Source organism: Variovorax stachyos (genome assembly GCF_051400855.1).
Taxonomy (GTDB): Bacteria; Pseudomonadota; Gammaproteobacteria; order Burkholderiales; family Burkholderiaceae_C; genus Variovorax.
Genome location: NZ_JBLFFN010000001.1, coordinates 358,691 through 378,212, shown reverse-complemented (window position 1 = coordinate 378,212; position 19,522 = coordinate 358,691). Strand labels below are relative to the sequence as shown.

The following is a 19,522-nucleotide window of genomic DNA, read 5'->3' as shown; positions in this document are numbered from 1 at the left end:
GCCTACCACTCCTGCGCCGGGAGCGCGTCGGATCTGGATTGGACGATCAGCTCCATGCCGAGCAGGCCGAAAAGCGCAAGCAGTTGCTCCAAGCTCAGCGACTCGGGGTGGAGTTCCATGTGCGAGATGCGGCTCTGGCTGATGCCCATCCGCCGTGCCAGCTCGGCTTGCGACAGGCCGGCCGCGCGGCGACCCGACTTCAGGAGCGGGCCGAGCTGGGAGGGCGTGGAGAGGACCTGGCGCATGGTGCTTTTACCCATCGAACGGATATCTGCGATTTTACCCACTAAACGGGTATATTGAAAATACTCGTGTGATTGGTAATCGCCATTTATCGCTTCCCGGTCACGGTTCGCTTCGGCGGCGGCGCCCGGTACCTCAAGGCTTCGATGACCAAGGCGAGCGCCGGGGCAAGCTGGCGGCGGTTGGCGTAGTAGAGGTGGTAACCCGGGAAGGTCGGCCACCAGTCCTGCAGAACCGGAACCAGCCGCCCCTCCCTGATGTGCTCGTCCATGATGTCGAAAGGCACGTAGGCGAAGCCCATGCCGTCCAGTGCGGCGCGCAGCATCAGGAACGTGTTGTTGAACACCGTCTGGCCTCGCACCCGCACGCTGACCTCCTTGTTTCCTTTCTCGAAATCCCATGCGTACAGGCCGCCATGCGTCGGAAGCCGCAAGTTCACGCAGCGGTGAGCCGTCAGGTCCCCGGGCTTCACCGGGATCGACTTGCCGGCGAGGTATTCCGGAGAGGCCGCGACCGCCATCCTCAGCGCTGGCGCGATCGGAACCGCCACCATGTCCTTGTCGACGCGGTTTCCCACTCGCACGCCGGCATCGAACCTTTCGGCCGCGATGTCGGTGAAGGCGTAGTCGACGCTGAACTCCACCTCGATGTCCGCATACTGATTGAGAAGGGGCAACAGCCTGGGCCACAACACGGTCGCGATGGCATGGTCATGCGCGGTGATGCGAACCGTGCCGGCCGGTTTGTCACGCATCGCGGTAAGGGATTCGAGCTCGCGCTCGATGTCCTGCAACCGGGGTGCCAGCGTATTGAGGAGCCGGGCGCCCGCGTCCGTCACTGAAACGCTGCGCGTGGTCCGGGTCAGCAGGCGCACGCCCAGGCGGGCCTCCAGCGCCAGCATCGAGTGACTGAGCGCCGAGCGCGACACGCCCATCTGGGCGGCGGCGCGGGTGAAGCTGCGTTCGCGCGCCACGACGACGAACGCCTGGAGGTCATTCAGATTCTCTTTTGGCATTGGTGAATTGGTGAGCCCGGTTCACATAAGCATCCCGATTCTGCGCTCTTCTCAATCAGCCGCAGGGTCCATAAAGTTCATGCATCCCCTGTCGCTCGATGCAGCGACCCCGCACTTCTTCCACATCAACGACCAGGAGTCGACCACCATGTGCATCCGACCTTTGAAGGCCGCGCTCTACCTTGCGGCGCTGAATTCCATCGGTGCAGGCGCCGAATCCGCGCCGGCCCCGGCAGCCACTCAACAGATCGCGAGGGCCGGCACTCAACCCTCAGCAGCCGGCCCTGCCGAATACTTCACCGGTCGCGTTCGGGTGGACCCGGTCTGGCCCGCCACCGAAACCCTCAACGCCTCCGGCGGCCTGGTGACCTTCGAGCCCGGCGCCCGCTCCGCGTGGCACACGCACCCGGCGGGACAACGGCTGGTGGTCCAGTCCGGCGTCGGCTTGACCCAGGAGTGGGGCAAGCCCGTGCAGGAAATCCGCCCCGGCGATGACGTCTGGTGCCCTCCCGGCGTCAAGCATTGGCACGGCGCCGCACCCTTCACGGCACTGGTTCACCTGGCCGTCACCGGCACCGTGAACGGCAGGAACGTCGAATGGATGGAGAAAGTCACCGATGAGCAATACAACCAACGCTAGGCATTGCAAGACCGCCGCGCTCGCCCTGGGCTTGGCCCTGTGCCTCGCCGCGGCGCCGTGTCATGCCGGCGCCGAGTCCCGGGAGTCCACGAACATGAGCACCACGCGCACAGCATCCCAGACGCTTTCGTCGCGCCAACAATCGATCATCCCCATCGCGTCGTTCGCAGCGGCCGGCGACATCGCCCGTCTGAACACGGCGCTCGAACAGGGGCTCGATGCGGGTCTCACCGTCAACGAAGCGAAGGAGATCCTGGTGCAGGTGTATGCCTATGCCGGATTCCCGCGCAGCCTCAATGCCCTGGGCGAACTGATGAAGGTCGTGGATGCCCGCAAGCAGCGCGGTGTCCAGGACGAGCAGGGCAAGATGCCCTCGCGCCCCATCCCGAAGGGCGACGCACTGCTTGCAGCCGGCACGGCCAACCAGACCAAGCTCGCCGGTGGGCCGGTCAAGGGCGCATTGTTCGATTTCGCGCCGGCCATCGACGAGTACCTGAAGACGCACCTCTTCGGCGACGTGTTCGAGCGGGACAACCTCGACTGGCCCAGCCGCGAGCTGGCGACCGTCGGCATGCTGTCGGCGCTTCCGGGCGCCGAATCCCAGCTCCAAGCCCACATGCGCATCAGCATGAACGTGGGCCTCACCGCCGCACAACTCGACCAGCTCACCCAGGTGCTGGCGGATCGCGTGGATGCCGCAGCGGCCGGCAGGGCGCGTGAATCCCTCGCTCGCCAGCTTGCTACGCGCTACTGACCGTTGCCCAGCCGCCCGGTCGCCAGCCGCAATACGCGGTCGCAGCGCTTGGCCAGCCCTTCGTCGTGCGTGACCACGACGAATGCGGTGCGGCGCTCGTGCGCGAGCTTCAGCATCAGCGCGAACACGCCGTCGGCGGTGTTGCGGTCGAGGTTGCCGGTGGGCTCGTCGGCCAGCACGCAATCGGGCTGCGTCACCAGCGCGCGGGCGATCGCCACGCGCTGGCGCTCGCCGCCGGAGAGCTCGGCCGGACGGTGATGAACCCGCTCGGCCAGCCCCACGGCGGCCAGCATTGCGGCCGCAGCCTCGGCGGCCTGCCGCGGCGGCGTGCGGCGGATCTTCAGCGGCATCGCCACGTTGTCGAGCGCGCTGAACTCGGGCAGCAGATGGTGGAACTGGTAGACGAAGCCCAGGTGCGCGTTGCGCAGCCGGCCCTGCTCGGCCGCGTCCGCGTGCGCGATGTTCTTGCCGTGCAGTTCCACGCTGCCGGCGGTGGGCGCATCGAGCCCGCCCATCAGGTGCAGCAGCGTGCTCTTGCCGGAGCCCGAGGCGCCGACGATCGCCAGCGTTTCGCCGGCGCGCACGTCGAGGTCGACTCCGTGCAGCACGGTGAGGTCGATGCGACCCTCGTGGAATCGCTTGGTCAAGCCCCTTACCTGCAGCACGACCGGCCGCTCGGAGCCGGCAACGGCCTCTTCGGCACGCAGCGGGGCGACGTCGGTGTCCAGTGCGGCGGTTTGCCGGTCGGCGCCGGGCCGCCCCAAGCCGATGGCCGCCCCCTCGGGGGGCAGCGAGGACACGCCAGTGCCGAGCATGGGGGCCTTATTCATAGCGCAGCGCCTCCGCCGGATTGACGCGGCTCGCGCGCCAGCTCGGGTACAGCGTGGCCACGAAGGACAGCGCCAGCGAAATCAGCGCGATCGGCAGGATGTCGCCGCGCTGCGGGTCGCTGGGCATCTTGCTGATGAGGTAGATGTCCTGCGGGAGGAAGCGAGCATTGAAGAGCCGCTCCAGCGCCGGCACGATCACGTCGATGTTGTAGGCGATGCCCAGGCCCAGCAGCAGACCGCCCAACGTGCCGATCACGCCCACCATCGCGCCCTGCACCACGAAGATGCTCATGATGCTTTTCGGGCTCGAGCCCAGCGTGCGCAGGATCGCGATGTCGGCGCGCTTGTCGGTCACCGTCATCACCAGCGTCGACACCAGGTTGAAGGCCGCGACCGCGACGATCAGCGTGAGGATGATGAACATCATGCGTTTCTCGACCTGCACCGCGGCGAACCAGGTCCTGTTCTGGCGCGTCCAGTCGCGGATCAGGAACTCGCCGGGCAGCGTGACGGCCAGCTCGTCCGCCACCTCGCGTGCGCGGTGCAGGTCCTTGAGCTTGAGCCGCAGGCCGCTCGGCCCCTCGAGCCGGAACACGCGCGCCGCATCCTGCTCGTGGATCATCGCCAATGCCGAGTCGTACTCGTAGTGGCCCGAGTCGAAGGTGCCGACCACGGTGAACTGCTTCAGGCGCGGCACCACGCCGGCCGGCGTGACCTGCCCGCCCGGCGCGATCAGCGTGACCTGGTCGCCCACCTGCACGAAGAGCGAGCGGGCCAGCTCGATGCCCAGCACGATGCCGAACTCGCCCGGCACCAGCTTGGCCAGTGCGCCCTTCTGCGCCGTGGTGGAGATGTCGGTCACCTGCGGCTCCAGGGACGGTTCGATACCGCGCACCAGCGTGCCCTTCATGTCCTCGCCGCGCGCGATCAGCGCCTGCGCGGCGATGAAGGGTGCGACGCCCACCACGTTGGGGTTCTTGCGCGCCGCCTCTGCGATGGCGTCGATGTCGGCGAGCGCCTGGCCGTCGCGCGAGAAGATCTCGATGTGCGAGATCACGCCGAGCATGCGGTCGGTCACCTCCTTCTGGAAGCCGTTCATCACCGAAAGCACGATGATCAGCGCCGCCACGCCCAGCGCAATGCCGAGCATGGAGACGCCGGAGATGAAGGAGATGAAGCCGTTGCGCCGCGTCGCCCGGCCCGCGCGCGTGTAGCGCCAGCCGAGTTGCAGTTCGTAGGGGAGAGGCATAGGACTGGAATTGTGGCATCCCGGACAATAGGCCCATGCCCGTGCCGCCCTCTGCCTCCCATCTCCTGATCCCCTTCGCCGGCCGCGGCACGCCGGCCTGCCGCGAGGCGATGCGCAGCCTGCGGCTGCCCCAGCTGGAAAGCCTGCTCTCCCGCCTCGCCCTCGTGCACGAAGACCTGCAGGACGAAAGCACCCTCTCCCCTCCGCACGAACGCGCCCTGGCCGCGGCGCTCGGCATCTCGGCACCCGACGGGCAGATCCCCTGGGCCGCGCTGGAAGCCCGCCGCGCCGGGCTCGATGTCGCCGGCGAGGACGGCAGCTGGGGCATGGCCACCCTGTGCCACTGGCAGGTGGGCATCGACGACGTGGTGCTCGGCGACCCGGGCGCGATCCGCATCGACGCGGCCGAGGCGGCAGCCCTGCTGGCGATCGTCAGGCCCTACTTCGAGGAGGATGGCATCGCGCTGCATGCCTCGGGCACGCCGAACCGCTGGCTGGCGCGGGGACGCATGTTCGACGGCCTGGCCACAGCCTCCATCGACCGCGCGGTCGGGCACCCCATCGCCCAATGGTCGCCGCTGTCCGACGGCGCTCGGCTGCTGCGGCGGCTGCAGAACGAGATGCAGATGCTGCTCTACACCGAGCGCGTCAACGACGAGCGCACCGCGCGCGGCGAGCCGCCGATCAATTCCTTCTGGCTCAGCGGCACGGGGCGGCTGCCCGCCGATGCCGCGTTGACGGAAACCGGGCCGCGGGTGGCCGATGGCCTGCGCGAAGCGGCCTTGCGCGACGACGGCGCGGCCTGGGCGCAAGCCTGGGCCGCGCTCGACGAGGGACCGGTCGCCGAACTGCTGGCGGCCTGCAACGCGGGCGCCGAGGTCACGCTCACGTTGTGTGGCGACCGCGGCGCACAAAGCTTCGGCGTGCAGCAACGCGGCCTCGCGCACTGGGCCCGGTCCCTGTTCCAGCGCGCCAGCGCGCCGGGCGTGCTGGAGGCGCTGTGATGAAGATCGTGACGCGCGCCATCCCGCCGCGCAGCGCCTGGGCGCTGGAGCAGGCCGGCGTTCATCCACTGCTGGCCCGCCTCTACGCCGCGCGCGGCGTGCAGACCCGCGAAGAGCTGGACGACGGCCTGGCGCGCCTGCTCGCGCCCGATGGCCTGCACGGCGCGCGCGAGGCCGCGGTATTGCTGGCCGATGCGATCCGCGACGACAAGCGCCTGTGCATCGTCGCCGACTACGACTGCGACGGCGCCACCGCCTGCGCCGTGGCCTTGCGCGGGTTGCGCCTGCTGGGCGCCCGGCATGTGAGCTACCTGGTGCCCGACCGCGTGATCGACGGCTACGGCCTGACGCCGCCGATTGCCGAGCGCGTGGCCGCGACCGGCGCCGACGTGCTGATCACGGTGGACAACGGCATCGCCAGCGTCGAGGGCGTGGCCGCCGCCAAGGCACGCGGGCTCACGGTGCTGGTGACCGACCACCACCTGCCCGGCCCGGCGCTGCCGGCCGCCGATGTGCTGGTGAATCCGAACCAACCCGACTGCGGCTTCGACAGCAAGAGCATCGCCGGCGTCGGCGTGATGTTCTATGTGCTGCTGGCGCTGCGTTCGGAGCTGCGCGCGCGCGGCGTGTTCGATTTGGCCACGCAGCCGAAGCTCGATGCCCTGCTGCCGCTGGTCGCGCTCGGCACCGTGGCCGACGTGGTGAGGCTCGATGCCAACAACCGCCGCCTCGTCGCGCAGGGCCTGCGCCGCATTCGCGCGGGCGCCATGCCCGTCGGCCTGGCCGCGCTCTTCAAGGCCGCGGGCCGCAATGCGGCGGCGGCGACCACCTTCGACTTCGGCTTTGCGCTGGGGCCGCGCATCAACGCGGCCGGGCGCCTGGCCGACATGACGCTGGGCATCGAGTGCCTGACGACCGACGACAGCGCTCGCGCCGAGGAGCTGGCGCGCCTGCTGGACGGCATCAACCGCGAGCGGCGCGACATCGAGGGCGGCATGCGCGAACAGGCGCTGCTGCTGGCCGAGTCGCTGTTCGCCGTAGACGGCAGCGAGGCGCAGCGCGCAGCGATCAGCGTCTTCGATGCCGAGTTCCACGAAGGCGTGGTCGGCATCGTGGCCTCGCGCATCAAGGACCGTTACCACCGCCCCACCTTCGTCTTCGCCGCCAGCGGCGCGCCGGGCAAGGAACGCGAGCTCAAGGGCTCGGGCCGCTCGATCCCCGGCTTCCACCTGCGCGACGCGCTGGACCTCGTGGCCAAGCGCCATCCGGGCGTGCTGCTGCGCTTCGGCGGCCATGCGATGGCGGCGGGCTGCACCGTGGCCCGGGAGCACTTCGAGACCTTCGAGCGCGCGCTCGCGCAGGTCGCCGCCGAGTGGCTCGATGCGGCCGCGCTGATGCGCCGCCTGGACACCGACGGCCCGCTCGCGCCCGAGTACCTGCGCGTCGACCTGGTGGACACGCTGCACCGCGAGGTCTGGGGCCAGGGCTTCGCGCCGCCGACCTTCAGCGAGGAGGTGGAGGTCATTTCGCAGCGGCTGGTGGGCGAAAAGCACCTGGCGCTCAAGCTCAGGCACAAGGGTCAGCCGGTGGACGGCATCTGGTTCGGCCACACCGAGCCGCTGCCGCCGCGCGTCGTCCTCGCCTTCCGGCTGGATGCGGACGAATGGCAGGGCGTGCGGCGCGTGCGTTTTCTGGTGGAGGGCGCCGAGCTCTGAGCCGCGGCCGCGTTCAGGGCTCGATCAGCCAGGTATGCCCGCAGCGCCGGCAACGCACGTGCAGGCGCTCTCCGGCAGGTTCTTCCGCGCCCTCCTGGATCTCCCATTTCGCATAGGTCTCGCAGCCACGGCACACTGCCTGGTCGGCCACGAATTCGGCATGGGCGAGCAGGTACAGGTAGCGCCGCAGCGACCACACGCCGATGACCGCGCTCGCCACGGCACAGGCCAGCACGTCCAGCTGCGCTCCGATCGGCAGCTGCAGGCTGTAGACCTCCATGCTCCCCAGGAGGCCGAGGGTGCTCAAGAGCAACAGGACGAGATGCGCATGGCTCTCGAGCAGCTCGCGTTCGTACCACTTGCGAAAGCCAAGGCGGCGAATGGTCCGTGCGGCGTTCATCGACCTTCCTTCGGGTGAGGCTGCGTCCGGAATCATCCTCCCCTTCTGACGCTGCTGCGGCGCAACAGAGGGTAAGCACCGAGCGCGATCGCTGGCGAACAGGTGAATTCGTAAGAAATTAGTAAGCTACCCTGCAAGAATCGGGTGCACTGCGCTGAACCTGGAGGTGACGTGCTGCTGGTCGCGACTTCCGTCAAGCTGATCGCCGAGATTGCCCTGCTCGCGATGGCCGGCCAATGGGTGCTCGGACTGCTGGCCGGACCCAGGCGCGAGAGCAATTTCTTCTACCGCCTGCTCCAGATCCTGACGAACCCCGTCGTCAAGGCCGTGCGCCTGATCACGCCCCGCTTCGTGCTCGACCGGCACATCCCCTTGGCCGCGTTCCTGGCGCTGCTGTCGGTGTGGCTGGTGTCCACCATCGTGAAGATCAACCTGTGTCTGCAAATAGGAGTGCAGGCATGCCGATGAGCTACTGGCGCCACAAGCTGCGTGCCATGGCCTTGCTGCTGCTGGGCCGATCGGCATCGGCCGAGGCGGTCTTCGGTGCGATGCTGGCGCGCTGGCCCGGCGACGCCTACGCGCTGTCGAGCCGAAGCTACCTGCGCGCGCAGCTCGGCCGCCGGGACGCGGCCATCGAGGACGCGAGGCGCCTGGTGGACACCCATCCCGAACACAGCGCCGGTGCCTGGTTCAACCTGGCTTTCATGCTCGCGGAGAACGACCAGGCGCAGCAGGCAGAGGCCGCATTCCGCAGGGCCCTGGCGCTCGACGCCAAACTGGACCGTGCCTGGTACGGCCTGGGCCTGGCGCTGATCCGCCAGGGCCGCCACGACGAGGCCGTCGAGGCGCTGCGCCGCAACACCGAACTGCAGCCCATGAGCCCCTACGGCTGGTATCAGCTGGCTCGCGTGCACATGGACCGCCGCCAGCCCGAAGAGGCTCGCAAGATCATCCGACATCTCCAGGGCTTCGAGCCCAGGATCGCCGCTCAACTGGAACGCGAGACCGGTCTCGCGTCGTGAAATGTGGGGCTGCCCACGAGGCAGCACCGCAGGGACCGCCGGGTCGCATGGCCCTGCGAACGAACGAGAGCCAACAAGGAGACATGCGATGGAATTGACGGAAACACAGCGCGACTACTGGCGGAAGAACCTGCGGATCACAGCCATCCTGCTGGGGGTCTGGTTTTTCGTGACCTTCGTCATCGGTTACTTCGCGCGCGACCTGAGCTTCACCTTCTTCGGCTGGCCGTTCAGCTTCTGGGTCGCGGCCCAGGGTGCGCTGATCGTCTATATCCTCATCATCTGGTTCTATGCGCGCTACATGGAGCGCCTGGATCAGGAACACGGCGTCGCCGAGGAGGTCTGACATGGCCGACATCAGCTTCGAACACGGCGAAGGCCCCAGCGGCGCGGAACGCCGCGCGTTCAAGAAGCAGCTCAACAAGGTGTACGGCTGGTACACCGGCGGCTTCATCGCCTTCATCATCGTGCTGGGGGTCCTCGAGCAGGCAGGCCTGCCGAGAAACTGGATCGGCTTCATCTTCCTGTTCGCGACGGTGGCGCTGTATGCCGGCATCGGCATCATGAGCCGCACCACCGACGCGTCGGAGTACTACGTGGCCGGGAGGCGGGTGCCGGCGATCTACAACGGCATGGCCACGGGGGCCGACTGGATGAGCGCCGCCTCCTTCATCGGCATGGCCGGCACGCTCTACCTCACGGGCTACAGCGGGCTGGCCTTCATCGTGGGCTGGACCGGGGGCTACTGCCTGGTGGCGCTGCTGCTGGCGCCCTACCTGCGCAAGTTCGGACAGTTCACGATTCCCGACTTCCTGGGCGCACGCTACGAAGGCAACCTGCCGCGCTTCATCGGCATCGTGGCGGCGATCCTGTGCTCCTTCACCTATGTGGTGGCGCAGATCTACGGCGTAGGCTTGATCACCGCGCGGCTGTCGGGGCTGGCCTTCGAGGTCGGGATCTTCGTCGGGCTGGCCGGCATCCTGGTGTGCTCCTTCCTGGGCGGGATGCGCGCGGTCACCTGGACGCAGGTCGCCCAGTACATCATCCTGATCATTGCCTACCTGATCCCGGTGATCTGGCTGTCGGTGAAGCAGACCGGCGTGCCGATCCCGCAGGCGGTGTACGGCTACCAGCTGGAGAAGGTCTCCAAGCGCGGCGACGAACTGCGCGCCGATCCGAAGGAGCTGGAGGTCGCTGCCATCTTCAAGGCCCGGGCCGCCGAGTTCGATGCCAAGCTGAAGGCGCTGCCCGGCTCGCTCGCCACGGAGCGGGCGGCGGCCGAGAAGAAGCTGGCCGATCTCCGGGCCGCCAATGCGCCGGCAGCCGAGATCGATGCAGCCGCGAAGGAGCTGGCGGCCGTACCCAAGGACGAAGCCGCGGCCCGGAAGGCCTGGACCGCCGCGAAGGCGTCCAACGAGGCGCAGGCCAGGCCGCTGGCCGGCATGCCGAACCATGCGCAGATCTATGCGGGCGATCCGAACGGCGACGCCGCCGCGCAGAAGGCCTTCGACGAATCGAGGCGCAATTTCCTCGCGCTGGTCTTCTGCCTGATGGTGGGGACGGCCGCGCTGCCGCACATCCTGATGCGCTACTACACCACGCCCTCCGTGCGGGAGGCGCGCCAATCGGTGACCTGGTCGCTGTTCTTCATCTTCCTGCTGTACTTCACGGCGCCGGCGCTCGCGGTGCTGGTGAAGTTCGAGGTCTTCAACGTGCTGGTGGGAACGCCCTTCAACGAGCTGCCGGCCTGGATCGCGAACTGGGCAAGGGTCGACCCGTCGCTGCTGTCCGTGTCGGACGTCAACAAGGACGGCATCTTCCAGCTCAGCGAGATGAAGATCGGCGGCGACATCATCGTGCTCGCCACGCCCGAGATCGGCGGCCTGCCCTACGTGATCTCCGGCATGGTGGCGGCCGGCGGCCTGGCGGCGGCGCTGTCGACGGCCGACGGCCTGCTGCTGACCATCGCCAACGCGCTGTCGCACGACCTGTACTACAAGATGATCGACCCGAACGCGCCCACCTCGCGCCGCGTCGCGCTGTCCAAGGCGCTGCTGCTGGTGGTGGCGCTGTGCGCGGCGGCGGTGGCGGCGCAGAAGCCGGCGGACATCCTGTTCCTCGTGTCGGCCGCCTTCTCCTTTGCGGCGGCGGCCTTCTTCCCGGCGCTGGTGCTCGGCATCTTCTGGAAACGCGCCAACCGATGGGGCGCCTCGCTGGGCATGCTGGCCGGCCTGGGCGTGACCTTCTACTACATGGCCACCACCCAGCCGTGGATGCGCAGCGTGTTCGGCGTGACCAGCCCGATCGAGCTGTGGTGGGCCATCCAGCCGATCTCGGCCGGACTGTTCGGCGTGCCGGTCGGCTTCGCGGTGATCATCATCGTGAGCCTGCTCACCGGCCAGCCGAAGAAGGAGACCCAGGAGCTCGTGGAGCACGTGCGCTACCCGGATCTCAAGCGGGCCTGAGACGCGCCGAAGCCCCCCGCAACGCGCCGCCCATGCGGCGCGTTGCCCTTCATGCCCGCCGCAGGGGAGAGAATCCCCCCATGCAGCAAGTCCCGGCGGACACTCCGCCCGTTCCCATCCCCATCCGTCCCGCCGCCACCGTGCTTATCTGCCGCGACGGGGCGGCGGGGCCCGAGGTGCTGATGATCCAGCGCCATGCGCTGTCGGACGTGCATGGCGGCTCGTATGTGTTCCCCGGCGGCAAGGTGGATGCTTCGGACGCACGGCTCGACGCGGCGGCCCATCTCGACGAGCCGCCCGAGCGCCTGCACGCGCTGCTCGCCGACCCGGACATCGATGCCGCCACGGCAGCGGCGATTCACGTCGCTGCTGTGCGCGAGGTCTTCGAAGAATGCGGGCTGCTGCTCGCCGAAGGCCTGGACCGCCCAGGCGCACTGCAGGCGGCCGCGCTGAGTGCGGAGGGAATGGACTTCAACGAGATGCTCGGCCGCCTCGGCCTGCGCCTGGCGACCCGCGCCATGCGGCCCTGGTCGCGCTGGATCACGCCGCTGCAGGCTCTGCACTCGCCCGGCAAGCGCTTCGACACGCGCTTCTTCATCGCCCGAGCGCCGACCGGCCAGGAGCCGCTGCATGACGCGCACGAAGCCGTGCTGTGCGCCTGGCTGCGTCCGCGCGAAGCGCTCGAGCGCTACTGGCGCGGCGAGATCGCGCTGGCCGCGCCGCAGATCATGAGCCTCGCCCACCTGGGCCGCCACGCCAGCGTCGATTCGATGATGGCCGAGGCGGAAGGCCGCGCGCCCTGTCTCGTGCGCCCGTTCACTTTCGAGATTGATGGCCACCGCGCCACCGCCTATCCCGGCGACCCGCTGCACCCGGAACGCGCGCGCGTGATGCCGGGCCCGCTGCGCCTGGTGCTGCGCGGCAAGCGGCTGGAGCCGCCCGGCGGCTTCGACGACCTGTGGCAATAGCCGCGGCCCGCGCTTACTACCTACACTCGCCTGCTGCGTTCATCGGCGCCCCGGACACATTTCCATGGAATTCCTCACCTTGGCGGCAGCGCTCCTGCTCGCCGTCTACCTGCTGAAGACCCGCGAGCAGAAGAAGCGCATCATGCTGCTCGCCGGCCACCTCGGCCGCTACCAGATCGAGAAGCTGATGGAGAACCTGACCGAGGGCTACCTGCGCTGCCTCGGCGAGAACGACCCGGCGCGGCGCGAGCAGATCTGGAAGCTGCTCGACACCACCGAGCAGACGCTCGCCGGCCAGTTCCAGCGTTTTGCAGCCGATTTCGCGCGCGTCGCGGACGCCGATGCGCGCGTGAGCACGCTGCCGCTGGCTCTGCCCTTCGCCCACCGCCTGTTTCCGGCGTACAGCTTCGACATGCGTCGCGCCCTGGCGATCCACGCCCGCGGCATCGCAGATGCGGCCGCCAACAGCCAGCAGCGAGCGCCCCGCGACAAGGCCTACACCATGTCGGCCGAGCTCTTCCTGATGCAGCACACCTGCCACTGGTATTGCCGCTCCAGGGCAGTCGCATCGGCGCGCATGCTGGCGCGCCACAAGACGCCCCATGCGCAGCTGGTCGATTCGGTGGCACCGGCGACGCGGCGGGACTACCGCGCGCTCGTCGGCGGCTGAGGCACTCCGAAAGGCGGCGTTGCGACGGCGTTCTTCGACTTCAAGGCCCTGAAACCGAGTCCCACCCGTCAACTCGCCCGGGCGCAACGTTCGAGCACCGTGGCCAAGGACGCGGCCACGGACGGATGGTGCTGTGACAGCAGCCGCGTGCCCTCGGCGATGCGGCTGCGCCAGCCCTTGCCGCGGCGCATGATGTCCTCGGCCGCATCTTCGAGCGCACGCGGCGAGCGCTCGAGCGCATAGGAGACGATGGCGGCCACCTGGCCCGCATCCTTGCGGATCTTGGTCCGAAAAGCTTCCTCACGCTCTGCCATCACGATCAGCTTGTGCAGCGCGTAGCGCAGCGGTGAGGGGATGTTCACCATGAGGGCATGCTCGCCTGATATCACCGCCGTCTGCGTGATCTTCTCCAACGACTCCATGAACTTGAGCGGCTGCAGGTTCACGTTCAGCGGTTCATGGCGGTAGACCGCATCGCTTCTGCCGGCCGTCGTCAGGAGATCGATGCGCATATCGCCGCCGCGCGCGTTCAGATACGTGGCGCCTGCACCCGATGTGATCGACTTCACCGGCAAAAGACCCATCTCCAGCGAGGTGATCGCATCGTGCACATTCGATTCCGTGTTGGTCGGCAAGGCAAGCGACACGTTCTTGCCAGCGTGCGCAAAATCGATGTCGTTGGTCTTCCAGCCGCCGGTCCACCGCACGCCCAGCATGTTCCCCATGGCAATGAAGGCATGGGTGCCGATCAGCACGCCGCCTGCGTTGAAGAAGCCGTGCTCCGCCAGCCTGTTGATCACCTTGAAATGCTGTGCCGTGACGGCGAGACAACCCAACGAGATGCATGCGCTTGCCAGCCTGGCCAGATGATCGGGCGCTGCCGTCTTGCCATGGGCCCGCTGTTGAATGAGCTTGCGCATCCGCTCGTCGTCCGGCCCAAGATAGACCTGATGGTTCTTGCCGGACAGGTCGCGGAACTGCCAGTACCAGTAGATAACGCCCTTGACTTCCTTCTTGTTGAAGGAGCCGGTCAGGTCGGCGATGGACCGGTCGAGCATGCGCGCCTGGGCCTGCTCGACCAGCTCGGCGAAGTTGGTCTGGGCCGAAAGCGACAGATCCTCGAAGAGCGGGGCTTCGGAAGCAGTGGCCATGATTATACTGCGCATCCAAAAAGTTGCAGTATAACCACGAGTGCTGCAAGCTCGCGGCAGCTCAGCGCCCGAACTCGTGATTCAGCCCGACCGAGAAGCTGCGCAGGCCGCCCGGCCCGGTGCGCGCCGCGCTGAGGTCGATGCTGATCAACGGCGTGATGCTGACGCGCGCCCCCACGCGCGAGGTCCAGAGGCCGAAGGCGCGGTTGCGTTCCGCGATCAGCGAGACCGTGTCGTTCAGCGCCCATTCGCCCGCCAGGCCGCCGCGGCCGGTGCGCGCGCCGCTGCCGGTGGCCCAGTCGGCGCCCAGGTTGGCATGGACCATCAGGCCGTCGGTGGCGCGCCATGTCACAGGCACGACGAACTGCCCGCCGCCGCGCCCGCCCCGCCGCGGCAGCTGGGAGATGAAGCCCATCGAGACGGCAGCGCTCCAGCGGGCCTCGGGTGCCTGTCCGAAGAAAGTCCATTTGAGCTGCGGCCCGAGTGCATGGACCGTATCGCCCGGCACCGAGATCCGGTCGATGTTGAGCCCGAGCTCGACCGGCCCGACGCGACAGGCCGGCCCCAGGTGCCACGCCGTGCTGTGCTCGCTGCGCACGCGCGTCCCCCAGAACTCGTACTGGCACTGGCCCGGATCGAGCGTGCCGGCATCGTCGACGTCGAAGTGGCCGCCGGCCTGCGCGGTTGCCGCGGCCAGCCAAAGGGAGACGGTCCACGTGCGTCGGATCATGGCCGCGCATTCTAGGAGCGGCCAGTGTCAGTTCATGGCGCTCACAGCTCGAACTGCGGCTGCAGCTCGCGGATGCGCTTGATCGCCACGCCCGCGGCCGCGGTGCGGGTCTCGACACCCAGCTTCACGTACACGCGCTCCAGGTGCTTCTTGGCGGTGGCCGGACTGCTGCCGAGGATCTCGCCGATGTCGCGGTTGGTCTTGCCCTTGACCACCCAGTAGAGCACCTCGGCCTCGCGCGCCGTGAGCTTCAGGCTCAGGCTCATGGCTTCGATGACGGCCGAGTCGGAGACCTCCCGCATGATGATCAACCAATCGTCGCCCGCTTCGTCCTGGCCGGTCTGCTGGTGCAGGCGCAGGTTGAGCGCGGCAGCGCCGTGCGCAATGGAGAGAACGGGTGGCTCGACCTGGTGCTGCCGCGCATCGGGCAGATGGCAGCGCAGCCAGTCCAGCACCACCGGCGGCGTCGCGGGCGCGCTGCTGCCGCAGTAGCGCTGCAGCAGCTCGCGCGCCAGCGCGGTCTGCCAGACCAGCTTGCCTTCGGGCATGCGCACGGTGAAGCTGGCATAGCCGAAGGCATCGAGCGCATTGCGGGCTTGGCCGGCCTGCTGCGCCGCCTGCCGCGCGCGGCGCGCGCCCTGCAGATGCACGTTCATCCGCGCCAGAACTTCCTTGGGCTTGATCGGCTTGGTGACGTAGTCGACGCCACCCGCCTCCAGCGCCGCGACCAGGTGCTCGGTCTCGGTGAGGCCGGTCATGAAGACGATCGGGATGTGGGCCGTCGCGGCATCGGCCTTGAGCCGGCGCGCGACCTCGAAGCCGTCGATGCCCGGCATCATCGCGTCGAGCAGCACGATGTCGGGCCGCGCCTGGGCTGCACGCTGCAGCGCCTGCTCGCCGTTGGTGGCGACCAGCACCGCGTAGCCCGATTCGTCCAGCGCGTCGTGCAGCACGGCCAGGTTGTCGGGCACGTCGTCGACGATCAGCACCAGGTCGCCGGTGCCGGCGTGCTCGCGCAGGCTCCGGACCAGAGGCGGCGGGCTTGCTTCTGCGCTCACGGGGTGCTCCCCGCCGCGATCAGCGCCCGGCTCATGGCCTCGAACTGGAACTGGCGCGCCAGCACGCGCTGGGCGGTGGTCCAGGCTGCGCACTCGGGCTGGGCGGCGTCGATGGCGTCGAGCTCGTTCATGATGCCGCGGAAATAGCCCAGGCTCACCGCATCGCCGAGTGCGCGCAGGCGTGCTGCGGCGGGAAGCGCGCCCGTGGCCTCGGCCGGCGCCGGCTGCGCCGCCGCGGCGCTGTCGGTCCACTGCAGCGCCAGCCGCCGCTCCAGCCAGTCGAGCAGCTCGCTGTGGCGCACGGGCTTGACGAAGAAGTCCTCGGGCGCGATGCCGACGTCGTTGTCCAGCCGCTTGTCGAACGCGTTGGCCGAGACGATGGCGACCTGCGACTCGGCCAGGCCGAGCGCGCGGGCGCGGCGGATGGTCTCCCAGCCGTCGATGCCGGGCATCGCCAGGTCCACGAACATGGCATGCGGATGCCAGCCGGCCGCCAACAGGTCGAGCGCATCGTGGCCGCTGGCGGCGGTGCGCAGCTCGAAGCCCAGCGGCGCGAGGAGCTGTACGAGCAGCTCGCGGTCGGCCTCTTCGTTGTCGACCACCAGCAGCCGCCGGCGCGCGCCTTCGTAGCCGCGGCGCGGACGCGGCGCCGGCGCCGCCGCAACGCGCCGGATGCCAGCGCCGCTGGTGTGATGCACGCGCGGCAGGAACAGCCGCACCCGGAACAGCGAGCCTGCACCCGGCGCGCTCTGCACCTTCATCTCGCCGCCCATCAGGTCGATCAGCATCTTCGCGATCGTCAGGCCCAGCCCCGCGCCCGGCGCCGACGGTCCGGCGCTGGCCCCGCGCGCGAAGGGCTCGAAGATGCGGCCCAGTTCCTCGGACGACATTCCGGGGCCGGTGTCCTCGACCTCGATGGCCGCGAACTCGCGCGCATAGCGCAGGCGCAACGTGACGCGCCCGCTGGCAGTGAACTTGATCGCGTTGCCCAGCAGGTTGATGAGGATCTGCCGCACGCGCTTCTCGTCGGCGCGCACCAGCTCGGGCAGATCGCCTTCTGGCTCGAAGCGGAAGGCGAGGCCCTTCTCGGCCGCCTGCAGCTCGAACATGTCGGCCAGCTCGACCATCAGGTCGGCGAACTGCATGGGCCGGGCATGCAGCGTGAGCTTGCCGGCCTCAATGTGGGCGATGTCCAGCGTGCCTTCGATCAGCGACAGCAGATGCTCGCCGCCGCGCTTGATCACCGCCACCGCCTGCCGGCGGTGCGGCGGCACGGCCGCGTCCTCGCCCATGAGCTGCGCATAGCCGAGGATGCTGTTGAGCGGCGTGCGCAGCTCGTGGCTGATGGCGCTGATGTAGCGGCTCTTGGCCTGGTTGGCCTGGTCCGCCTGCTCGCGTGCCTGCTCGGCCGTCTGCTTGGCAGCCTGCAGCGCGCGGTCGGTCTCGCGGTGCAGTTCGATCTCGCGCATCAGCAGACGCGTCTGGCGGTTCGATTCCTCCTGCGCCACCTTGCGGCTCTGGTGCGCCAGCACGAGCCACCAGGCGACGATGCCCGCGATCAGCATCAGCGCCATGTAGGCCTTGAAGAAGCCGGAGCGCAGTGAGGCGGTGGCCTGCGCCATGTCGGCCAGCGCGATCTCGCCGATGCCCCGCAGTTCCTGCTGGTAGAGCACGCCGAATACTGCGGCGAGCAAGGGCACCACGATCAGCATCAGCAGCAGGAAGTGCCCGAGCCCGGTGTCGAGATATGGCCAGACGCGGCGCGGCAGCAGCCAGCGCAGCGCGCCCGACCATTGCGCCGACAGGCTCGCCTCGGGCTTGCACAGGTCGCCGCAGCGCGCATCGAGCGTGCAGCACAGCGAGCAGATCGCGCCCTGGTAGGCCGGGCAGTGCGCCATGTCGGGGCCTTCGTAGTCGCGCTCGCAGATCACGCAGCGCTGCGTGCTCAGGCGCCGGTAGCTGCCGGCCTCGGATTCGACCCACGCCCAGCGCACCGCGCGCTGCCCCGTACCAGGCGCAAAGGGCGCGGCGCCGCATTCGCCCGACACCCGCGCGATGTAGTACTTGCCCCGGGTCGCCCAGGCGATCAGCGGCGCGGCGGCGAAGGCGGTGCCCAGCGCGATCAGCGCCGAGAAGGCCTGCGCCGTCCGCCCGAAGGCGCCCAGGTGCGCGCTGATGGACAGCACCGAGGCCAGCGCCATCGCGCCCACGCCCACCGGGTTGATGTCCCAGAGGTGTGCGCGCTTGAACTCGATGCCCGGCGGCGACAGGCCCAGCGGCTTGTTGACCACGAGGTCGGCCACCACGGCCATCATCCAGGCGATGGCGATGTTGGCGTAGAGACCCAGCACGTCGCCCAGGGCCTCGAACACGTTCATCTCCATCAGCATGAAGGCGATCAGCGCGTTGAACACCACCCACACCACGCGGCCCGGATGGCTGTGGGTGACGCGCGAGAAGAAGTTGCTCCAGGCCAGCGAGCCGGCATAGGCGTTGGTGACGTTGATCTTGAGCTGCGAGATCACCACGAACAGCGCCGTCGCCGCCACCGCCCAGCCGTACTGCGGGAACACGTACTCGTAGGCCGCGAGGTACATCTGGTTGGGGTCCACCGCGCGCTCGGGCGGCACCATGTGGCCGATCGCGAGATAGGCCAGCAGCGCCCCGCCCAGCATCTTGAGCACGCCCAGCACCACCCAGCCCGGGCCGCCCGCCAGCACGCCGGCCCACCAGCGGCCGCGGTTGGCGGCGGTGCGCACAGGCATGAAGCGAAGGTAATCGGCCTGCTCGCCCATCTGGGTGATGAGCGCAATGCCGACGGTGAGCGCGGCACCGAAGAGGTGCAGATCAAACCCAATCTCGCCCGTCTTGACGCCGTTGTAGTGCGTGATGCCGGAGAACGCACCAGGATCGCGCACCACCACATAGACAAAGGGCACCACCAGCATCACCAGCCAGATGGGCTGGGTCCACACCTGCAGCCGGCTGATAGCCGAGATGCCGTGCGTCACCAGCGGGATCACCACCAGCGCGCAGACCAGGTAGCCCCAGGCCGCCGGGATGCCCAGCGCGAGTTCCAGCGCGTACGCCATCACCGCCGCCTCGAGCGCGAAGAAGATGAAGGTGAAGGAGGCGTAGATCAGCGAGGTCAGCGTGGAACCGATGTAGCCGAAGCCCGCGCCGCGGGTGAGCAGGTCCATGTCGACGCCGTAGCGCGCGGCATAGACGCTGATCGGCAGGCCGGCGAGGAAGATGATCAGCCCCGTGACCAGGATGGCCCAGGCCGCGTTGACGAAGCCGTACTGCACCAGCAGCGTGGCGCCCACCGCCTCAAGGATCAGGAAGGACGCCGCGCCGCCGAAAGCCGTGTTCGCCACGCGCCATTCCGACATGCGGCGAAAGCGCTGCGGCGTGAAGCGCAGCGCGTAGTCCTCCAGCGTTTCGCGCGCCACCCAGCTGTTGTAGTCGCGCCGGACCTTGACGATGCGCTGCGGCGCTTCGTCGCTGGCGAGCGGGGGAACGGCGGTCGAGTCCACGTCGCCGAGGTGCAGATTCCGTGCCATCGGCACGACTGTTGCAATGCCCCTCGCCTGCCCATAATGACCCGC

The 19,522-nt window shown here is 68.7% G+C and carries 19 protein-coding genes; 10 read left to right on the top strand and 9 right to left on the bottom strand.

Annotation, left to right across the window (positions count from 1 at the left end; translation table 11 throughout):
• Positions 1–2 precede the first annotated feature (2 nt).
• Entirely contained in the window at positions 3–245 is a 243-nt protein-coding gene (locus ACMGEZ_RS01885; protein WP_436820539.1) for a helix-turn-helix domain-containing protein, read from the bottom strand.
• Between the two features lie 86 nt (positions 246–331).
• On the bottom strand, positions 332–1,258 hold the full coding sequence (locus ACMGEZ_RS01880; protein WP_436820538.1) for a LysR family transcriptional regulator: 927 nt from the start codon (positions 1,256–1,258) through the stop codon (positions 332–334).
• 148 nt (positions 1,259–1,406) lie between these two features.
• Here ACMGEZ_RS01880 and ACMGEZ_RS01875 point away from each other — a divergent pair, with 148 nt between their 5' ends.
• Both ACMGEZ_RS01875 and ACMGEZ_RS01870 read left to right on the top strand, forming a co-directional pair.
• Complete coding sequence (locus ACMGEZ_RS01875) at positions 1,407–1,898, top strand: (R)-mandelonitrile lyase (RefSeq protein WP_436820808.1); 492 nt, start codon at positions 1,407–1,409, stop codon at positions 1,896–1,898.
• Between the two features lie 94 nt (positions 1,899–1,992).
• The gene (locus tag ACMGEZ_RS01870) at positions 1,993–2,652 is read left to right on the top strand and encodes a carboxymuconolactone decarboxylase family protein (RefSeq protein ID WP_436820537.1); all 660 of its coding nucleotides are present in this window, start codon (positions 1,993–1,995) and stop codon (positions 2,650–2,652) included.
• Here the strand turns inward: ACMGEZ_RS01870 and lolD are convergent.
• Both lolD and ACMGEZ_RS01860 read right to left on the bottom strand, forming a co-directional pair.
• Complete coding sequence (gene lolD, locus ACMGEZ_RS01865; protein ID WP_436820536.1) at positions 2,646–3,482, bottom strand: lipoprotein-releasing ABC transporter ATP-binding protein LolD; 837 nt, start codon at positions 3,480–3,482, stop codon at positions 2,646–2,648. The two genes, ACMGEZ_RS01870 and lolD, sit on opposite strands and share 7 nt — an antisense overlap.
• Positions 3,475–4,731, bottom strand: a complete 1,257-nt coding sequence (locus ACMGEZ_RS01860) for a lipoprotein-releasing ABC transporter permease subunit (RefSeq protein WP_436820535.1) — start codon at positions 4,729–4,731, stop codon at positions 3,475–3,477. Before ACMGEZ_RS01860 ends, lolD begins: the two co-directional genes overlap by 8 nt.
• Positions 4,732–4,766: 35 nt before the next feature.
• Here ACMGEZ_RS01860 and ACMGEZ_RS01855 point away from each other — a divergent pair, with 35 nt between their 5' ends.
• Both ACMGEZ_RS01855 and recJ read left to right on the top strand, forming a co-directional pair.
• Entirely contained in the window at positions 4,767–5,735 is a 969-nt protein-coding gene (locus tag ACMGEZ_RS01855) for a hypothetical protein (protein ID WP_436820534.1), read from the top strand.
• On the top strand, positions 5,735–7,450 hold the full coding sequence (gene recJ / locus ACMGEZ_RS01850) for a single-stranded-DNA-specific exonuclease RecJ (RefSeq protein ID WP_436820533.1): 1,716 nt from the start codon (positions 5,735–5,737) through the stop codon (positions 7,448–7,450). Before ACMGEZ_RS01855 ends, recJ begins: the two co-directional genes overlap by 1 nt.
• Before the next feature lie 13 nt (positions 7,451–7,463).
• On the opposite strand, the gene ACMGEZ_RS01845 is transcribed toward recJ, so the two are convergent.
• The gene (locus tag ACMGEZ_RS01845; protein WP_436820532.1) at positions 7,464–7,850 is read right to left on the bottom strand and encodes a hypothetical protein; all 387 of its coding nucleotides are present in this window, start codon (positions 7,848–7,850) and stop codon (positions 7,464–7,466) included.
• Positions 7,851–8,021: 171 nt separating this feature from the next.
• On the opposite strand from ACMGEZ_RS01845, the gene ACMGEZ_RS01840 reads away from it, so the two are divergent.
• The 6 genes from ACMGEZ_RS01840 (at position 8,022) to ACMGEZ_RS01815 (ending at position 12,975) form a co-directional block, all read left to right on the top strand.
• Positions 8,022–8,318, top strand: a complete 297-nt coding sequence (locus ACMGEZ_RS01840) for a hypothetical protein (protein ID WP_436820531.1) — start codon at positions 8,022–8,024, stop codon at positions 8,316–8,318.
• Complete coding sequence (locus tag ACMGEZ_RS01835) at positions 8,309–8,872, top strand: tetratricopeptide repeat protein (RefSeq protein ID WP_436820530.1); 564 nt, start codon at positions 8,309–8,311, stop codon at positions 8,870–8,872. Before ACMGEZ_RS01840 ends, ACMGEZ_RS01835 begins: the two co-directional genes overlap by 10 nt.
• An 88-nt stretch (positions 8,873–8,960) precedes the next feature.
• Positions 8,961–9,218 (top strand): DUF4212 domain-containing protein, encoded by a 258-nt coding sequence (locus ACMGEZ_RS01830; protein WP_436820529.1) that lies wholly within the window; start codon positions 8,961–8,963, stop codon positions 9,216–9,218.
• A gap of 1 nt (position 9,219) precedes the next feature.
• On the top strand, positions 9,220–11,337 hold the full coding sequence (locus ACMGEZ_RS01825) for a sodium:solute symporter family protein (protein ID WP_436820528.1): 2,118 nt from the start codon (positions 9,220–9,222) through the stop codon (positions 11,335–11,337).
• Positions 11,338–11,417: 80 nt separating this feature from the next.
• Positions 11,418–12,305, top strand: coding sequence for an NUDIX hydrolase (locus ACMGEZ_RS01820; protein ID WP_436820527.1), 888 nt, complete (start codon positions 11,418–11,420; stop codon positions 12,303–12,305).
• 64 nt (positions 12,306–12,369) lie between these two features.
• A complete protein-coding gene (locus ACMGEZ_RS01815) occupies positions 12,370–12,975 on the top strand; it encodes a hypothetical protein (protein ID WP_436820526.1) in 606 nt (201 codons plus the stop codon).
• A 68-nt stretch (positions 12,976–13,043) separates the two neighbouring features.
• Here the strand turns inward: ACMGEZ_RS01815 and ACMGEZ_RS01810 are convergent, their stop codons facing one another.
• The 4 genes from ACMGEZ_RS01810 to ACMGEZ_RS01795 form a co-directional block, all read right to left on the bottom strand.
• Positions 13,044–14,126, bottom strand: coding sequence for a GSU2403 family nucleotidyltransferase fold protein (locus ACMGEZ_RS01810; RefSeq protein WP_436820525.1), 1,083 nt, complete (start codon positions 14,124–14,126; stop codon positions 13,044–13,046).
• 61 nt (positions 14,127–14,187) lie between these two features.
• Complete coding sequence (locus ACMGEZ_RS01805) at positions 14,188–14,856, bottom strand: PA4824 family protein (protein WP_436820524.1); 669 nt, start codon at positions 14,854–14,856, stop codon at positions 14,188–14,190.
• Positions 14,857–14,897: 41 nt separating this feature from the next.
• Positions 14,898–15,914, bottom strand: coding sequence for a response regulator (locus ACMGEZ_RS01800; RefSeq protein WP_436820523.1), 1,017 nt, complete (start codon positions 15,912–15,914; stop codon positions 14,898–14,900).
• On the bottom strand, positions 15,911–19,477 hold the full coding sequence (locus ACMGEZ_RS01795; RefSeq protein ID WP_436820522.1) for a hybrid sensor histidine kinase/response regulator: 3,567 nt from the start codon (positions 19,475–19,477) through the stop codon (positions 15,911–15,913). Before ACMGEZ_RS01795 ends, ACMGEZ_RS01800 begins: the two co-directional genes overlap by 4 nt.
• Positions 19,478–19,522 lie beyond the last annotated feature (45 nt).

What these genes read in the sequence shown, in the direction of transcription:
- ACMGEZ_RS01885 (WP_436820539.1), bottom strand. Translation starts at nt 245, where the DNA reads ATGCGCCAGGTCCTCTCCACGCCCTCCCAGCTCGGCCCGCTCCTGAAG.
- ACMGEZ_RS01880 (WP_436820538.1), bottom strand. Translation starts at nt 1,258, where the DNA reads ATGCCAAAAGAGAATCTGAATGACCTCCAGGCGTTCGTCGTCGTGGCG.
- ACMGEZ_RS01875 (WP_436820808.1), top strand. Translation starts at nt 1,407, where the DNA reads ATGTGCATCCGACCTTTGAAGGCCGCGCTCTACCTTGCGGCGCTGAAT.
- ACMGEZ_RS01870 (WP_436820537.1), top strand. Translation starts at nt 1,993, where the DNA reads ATGAGCACCACGCGCACAGCATCCCAGACGCTTTCGTCGCGCCAACAA.
- lolD (WP_436820536.1), bottom strand. Translation starts at nt 3,482, where the DNA reads ATGAATAAGGCCCCCATGCTCGGCACTGGCGTGTCCTCGCTGCCCCCC.
- ACMGEZ_RS01860 (WP_436820535.1), bottom strand. Translation starts at nt 4,731, where the DNA reads ATGCCTCTCCCCTACGAACTGCAACTCGGCTGGCGCTACACGCGCGCG.
- ACMGEZ_RS01855 (WP_436820534.1), top strand. Translation starts at nt 4,767, where the DNA reads ATGCCCGTGCCGCCCTCTGCCTCCCATCTCCTGATCCCCTTCGCCGGC.
- recJ (WP_436820533.1), top strand. Translation starts at nt 5,735, where the DNA reads ATGAAGATCGTGACGCGCGCCATCCCGCCGCGCAGCGCCTGGGCGCTG.
- ACMGEZ_RS01845 (WP_436820532.1), bottom strand. Translation starts at nt 7,850, where the DNA reads ATGAACGCCGCACGGACCATTCGCCGCCTTGGCTTTCGCAAGTGGTAC.
- ACMGEZ_RS01835 (WP_436820530.1), top strand. Translation starts at nt 8,309, where the DNA reads ATGCCGATGAGCTACTGGCGCCACAAGCTGCGTGCCATGGCCTTGCTG.
- ACMGEZ_RS01830 (WP_436820529.1), top strand. Translation starts at nt 8,961, where the DNA reads ATGGAATTGACGGAAACACAGCGCGACTACTGGCGGAAGAACCTGCGG.
- ACMGEZ_RS01825 (WP_436820528.1), top strand. Translation starts at nt 9,220, where the DNA reads ATGGCCGACATCAGCTTCGAACACGGCGAAGGCCCCAGCGGCGCGGAA.
- ACMGEZ_RS01820 (WP_436820527.1), top strand. Translation starts at nt 11,418, where the DNA reads ATGCAGCAAGTCCCGGCGGACACTCCGCCCGTTCCCATCCCCATCCGT.
- ACMGEZ_RS01815 (WP_436820526.1), top strand. Translation starts at nt 12,370, where the DNA reads ATGGAATTCCTCACCTTGGCGGCAGCGCTCCTGCTCGCCGTCTACCTG.
- ACMGEZ_RS01810 (WP_436820525.1), bottom strand. Translation starts at nt 14,126, where the DNA reads ATGGCCACTGCTTCCGAAGCCCCGCTCTTCGAGGATCTGTCGCTTTCG.
- ACMGEZ_RS01805 (WP_436820524.1), bottom strand. Translation starts at nt 14,856, where the DNA reads ATGATCCGACGCACGTGGACCGTCTCCCTTTGGCTGGCCGCGGCAACC.
- ACMGEZ_RS01795 (WP_436820522.1), bottom strand. Translation starts at nt 19,477, where the DNA reads ATGGCACGGAATCTGCACCTCGGCGACGTGGACTCGACCGCCGTTCCC.